Genomic DNA, 4,529 nt, shown 5'->3' on the forward strand with positions numbered 1-4,529 from the left:
TCGCTCACGGGGTGCCCCTTCCGGTACGCGCCCGGCGTGGACACCGGTCGCCCGGCCCCTGATTATGTGCGTGTGAGCGCACGCTTGCATCTCTCACCTGCGCACTATGCGCATCCGCACGCCCCGGGCGAGGAGCGGTTCGGGCCTCGCCCTCAGCTGTCGGCCGTCGCCACCTTCAGTCCGAAGCCGATCAGCACCACACCCGTCACGCGATCGAGTGCCCGGCGCACCCGGGGCTTGTTGAAGAAGGCGCGGGCCTTGGCGAGCACCATGACGTAGCCGCCGAGCCAGATCAGGGTGAGGGCAGCGTGCAGCAGGACCAGCAGGGCCATGCCCAGGTGCGAGGGCAGGGACCGGGGCGTCAGCGTGGGCAGCAGACCGGTGTAGAAGACGGCGATCTTGGGATTGAGGACATTGCTGACGAGGCCGGTCCGCCACGGGTTGCCGCCGGCCGCCGCGGCGCCGAGGGCGTCGGCCGGCGGCTGCTCGCCCTTGCGGCTGCGCACCAGGGCCTGGACTCCCAGGAAGACGAGGTAGGCGGCGCCGAGCAGCTTGACGACCGTGTAGGCGAGGGCCGAAGCGGCCAGCACGGCGGCGAGTCCGGCCACCGTGAGCACGCCCCAGACGAGCAGTCCGGCGGTTATGCCCCCGACCGTGCGCAGTCCGTCGCGCCAGCCGGAACTGACGGCCCGTTTGGTGACCACGGCCATGTCCGGCCCTGGCACCACCGTGAGCAGGCCGAGCACGCCGGCCGCCGCGATGATCTCCGTAAGCATGCGGGCAGTCTCGCACCGCGCCCTCGCCCGGCCGCAGGGGGGTCACCCGGCACCGGTGGGGCCGCCCGAGGTGGGGCCATCCGGCCCCGGTCAGGAGAGCGTGCGGACCACGTCCCGTACCTGACCGGCGACGGATTCCGGCAGAGGCGCGTAGTGGAGGCGGGACAGCGGCTCCTGGCCCGCCTCGCTCGCGATGTAGCCCAGGAAAGATTTGAGGGCGGGCAGGGTCGCCTTCTGGTTGCCCTTGTCGCAGACGATCTCGTAGGTGACCTGGACGATCGGGTACGCGCCCGGAGTCGAGGCGGCGTAGCGGAACTTCAGCGTCATGTCCTTGCCCGTGCCCACCACACGGGCCGCCGCGATACCGGCCGACGCCGTCGCGGGCGTCGGCCGGACGGGGGCGGGCGCGCCGGTGTCGATGCCGACGGTCTTGATGTGCCGGGCCCGCGCGAAGGACAGCTCGAAGTAGCCGATCGCGCCGACGCCCGAGGTGACCTCCGTCGCGACGCCGCTCGACCCGCTCGCGGAGGCGCCGCCCCTGCCCTGCCACGCCTTGCCCACCGGGTGCTGCCAGTCCTCGGGCGCGGCGCCCGCGAGATAGGCCTGGAAGTTGTACGTGGTGCCCGAGTCGTCGGAGCGGTGGACGGGGCGGATGGGCAGGGAGGGCAGTTCGGCGCCGGGGTTGAGCCGCTGGATCTCCTTGTCGTCCCAGGTGGTGATCTGCTGGTCGAAGATCTTGGCGAGGGTCGGGGCGTCGAGGACGAGGTCGTCGACGCCGGGCAGGTCGTACCCGATCGCGATGGGCCCGCCGACCATGGGCAGATCGATCGCGCGACCGCCCTCGCAGACCTCCTTGGAGAGGGTGACCTCGTCGGCCTTCAACGCACTGTCGGAACCGCCGAACGCGGTGGCGCCCCGCAGGAACTGGGCGCCACCGGCCCCGGATCCGATCGGGTTGTAGGCGATCCGCACGCCGGGGCAGGCGCGTTCGTACTCCTTGATCCAGTACTTCATCGCGTTCTGCTGGGCGCTCGAACCCGTCCCTTGGACCTTGCCAGACTTCGCGCAGTCGATCCCCGCGACGGCCGCGGGAGCGCCCGACGCGCGGTCGTCACCATCCTCTTCCCCGAGGCCCGCGAGTCCGCATCCCGCCAGGGCCAGTGACAGCACGGCCGCCAGTGAGCCCGCCGCGAGCGTTGTGCTGCCTTTGTATGTACGTCCTGGACCTGGGCGTCGCAACGTCGTCCCCTCGGGATACCGCGGTCCGGGATACCGCGATCGGATCTCAGATGGTCGGCGATCAAGGGTGACAGGGGGTGACATCCCGGCGAACATCAGGCGTCGTACTGCCATACGGAGGTGAGGCGAGGCGAGCGAAGATTCTCGGCCGCCGACCGCCGCCCCAGGGCCTCCAACGCGCCACACTGGTCCCCCCGTTCGCGCGAAGAATCCGTCACCCGCTCTGGAAGGACCTCACATGGCAGAACCCACTCCCCCGGCGGAGCCGGAGCCTCCGGCACCCGAAGGTCCCGAAGACCCCACGGGCCCCGAAGGCCGCGAAGGCCCCGAAAGCCCCGGCCGCCGCCGAGTGCTCGCCTATCTGCTCGCCGCCCCGACCCTCGCCGTCGGCGTCCGCTTCGCCGCCGACGCGGTCGGGGCCCAGGAGGCCGCGGCGGTCGTACCGTCACCTCCGCAGCCCGAGAACCTCTTCGACCTCGGCGATCTGCAGAACCTGGCGGCGGCGCCGACGTCCGGCCTGATCACGGTCCAGGTGCACTCGGACGGCACCGCCTCGTTCGCCGTGCCCCGCGCGGAGGTGGGCCAGGGCATGACCACCGCGATCGCCATGATGATCGCCGAGGAGATGGACCTGCCGCTGAACAAGGTGCGGGTCGCGCTCGCCGACGCGCGGCCCGAGTTGCTGATGAACCAGTTCACCGGTGGCTCCAACTCGATGCGCAGCATGTATCTGCCGGTCCGCACCGCCGCCGCCGTCGCCCGGCAGCGGCTCGTGTCGACGGCCGCCGGGCAGTGGGGCGTCGACGCCTCCCGGCTGACCGTCGAGTCCGGTGTGATCAGGCACGGGAGCCGCAGTGCCACGTACGGCTCGCTCGCCGAGAAGGCCGCGAGCACGACGGTCCGCGCGGCCACCGCGCGGCTCAAGCCCCGCGCGGACTTCACGGTGCTCGGCACGCCCCAGAACCGTATCGACGCCCTGGAGATCGTCACCGGCCGCAAGAAGTTCGGCATGGACCACGACGTGCCGGACGCGAAGCCGACGATGGTGCGCAGGCCGCCGACGATCAACGGCACGGTGAAGGCGGTGCACAACGCCGAGGCGGTGCTGCGGATGCCCGGCATCACCGATGTCGCGGTGATCGAGCACGGGGTGGCCGTGCGAGGCGCGACATTCGGCCAGTGCGTCGACGCGCTGCGGGCGCTGGAGGTGACCTGGGGGCGCGGCACGGTCGACGCGGAGTCGGACGACACCGTCCTGCGCAAGATCAAGGCGGCCGCCCTGCCGATGATCGTACCGCCGCTGCTCACCAAGAAGCTGGACGCGGAGTTCACCTTCGCGTTCGCCAGCAACAGCCCGCTGGAGCCGGACAACGCGATCGCCGACGTGCGTGCCGACCGTGCCGAGATCTGGTCGTGCCTGAAGGTGCCGATCGTGGCGCAGCAGGACATCGCGGCCCGGCTCGGGCTGCCCCAGAAGGCGGTCACCGTGCATGTGGTGGAGGGCGGCGGGTCCTTCGGCCGGCATCTCTTCCACGATGTGGCGGCCGAGGCGGCGGAGATCTCCCAGAAGATGGGCAAGCCGGTCAAGCTGTCGTGGTCCCGCACGGACAACTTCCGCCAGGGCCGCACGCATCCGATGTGCGTCTCGCGCGTACGGGCGACGTACGCCCTGGGCAACGTCCTCAGTTACGAGCAGCGGCACACCGGTTCGCAGACGGACTTCGGTCACGGTCTGGGCGAGATGATCACGTCGGCGGCGGCGAAGCTGCCCGTCGCGGGCAATCTGACATTCGCCGAGACGATCTTCCAGCTGACGCAGTCGACGCCGTACCACTTCGGTGTCACCACGCAGCTGCTGAACGAGGTACCACTGAAGTTCAACACGGGCAGCATGCGCAACATCTACTCTCCGAACGTGGCGTGCGCGCGGGAGCTGGTCGTCGACCAGCTGGCCGCGAGAATGCGCAAGGACCCGGTGGAGTTCCGCCGCGCGTTCCTCAAGGACAAGCGGCTGCGGGCCGTGCTCGACAGGGCGGCCGAGGACGGCGACTGGGGCAGGCCGATGCCCGCCGGGATGGCGCAGGGCATCGGCGTGCACGCGGAGTACCGGGGCGCGGTCGCCACGCTCGTCGAGATCGACTGCCGCCCCGAGACCGTCAACCGGAAGATCAGGGACGGGGTCGCGGGACCGCGCGTCACCAAGGCGCTGATCGTCGTCGACGCGGGGTTCGCCATCAACCCGCGCGGCCTGGAGGCCCAGATGATGGGCGGTTTCAACGACGCGCTGGCGATGGCCCTCACGTCCAGTCTGCACATCAAGGACGGCCTCCCGCTGGAGGGCAGCTGGGACAACTACTTCTATACGAGGCAGTGGAACACGCCGCTCGAACTGCGCGTCGTGATCATGCCGAGCGAGAGCGAGAAGCCGGCGGGCGCGGGCGAGTTGGGAGTCGCGCCCGCGTTCGCCGCCATCGCCTGCGCGTACGCGCGCGCGACGGGCACCCTGCCGACGAG

At 70.8% G+C, this 4,529-nt stretch carries 3 protein-coding genes; 1 reads left to right on the forward strand and 2 read right to left on the reverse strand.

Features of this window, described 5'->3' with window-relative positions; all coding sequences use genetic code 11:
* Positions 1-152: 152 nt before the first annotated feature.
* Together GKQ77_RS28175 and pstS are read right to left on the reverse strand one after the other, a co-directional pair.
* Positions 153-776, reverse strand: a complete 624-nt coding sequence (locus GKQ77_RS28175; RefSeq protein ID WP_219691744.1) for a LysE family translocator — start codon at positions 774-776, stop codon at positions 153-155.
* A gap of 90 nt (positions 777-866) precedes the next feature.
* A complete protein-coding gene (gene pstS / locus GKQ77_RS28180) occupies positions 867-1,946 on the reverse strand; it encodes a phosphate ABC transporter substrate-binding protein PstS (protein ID WP_372460003.1) in 1,080 nt (359 codons plus the stop codon).
* Between the two features lie 307 nt (positions 1,947-2,253).
* Between pstS and GKQ77_RS28185 the strand changes: the two genes are divergently transcribed.
* Positions 2,254-4,529, forward strand: a 2,276-nt coding sequence (locus tag GKQ77_RS28185) for a molybdopterin cofactor-binding domain-containing protein (RefSeq protein WP_219691745.1), incomplete at its 3' end; no start/stop codon positions are given.

Origin of the sequence: Streptomyces anatolicus (assembly GCF_019400875.1) — a bacterium.
GTDB lineage: Bacteria > Actinomycetota > Actinomycetes > Streptomycetales > Streptomycetaceae > Streptomyces > Streptomyces anatolicus.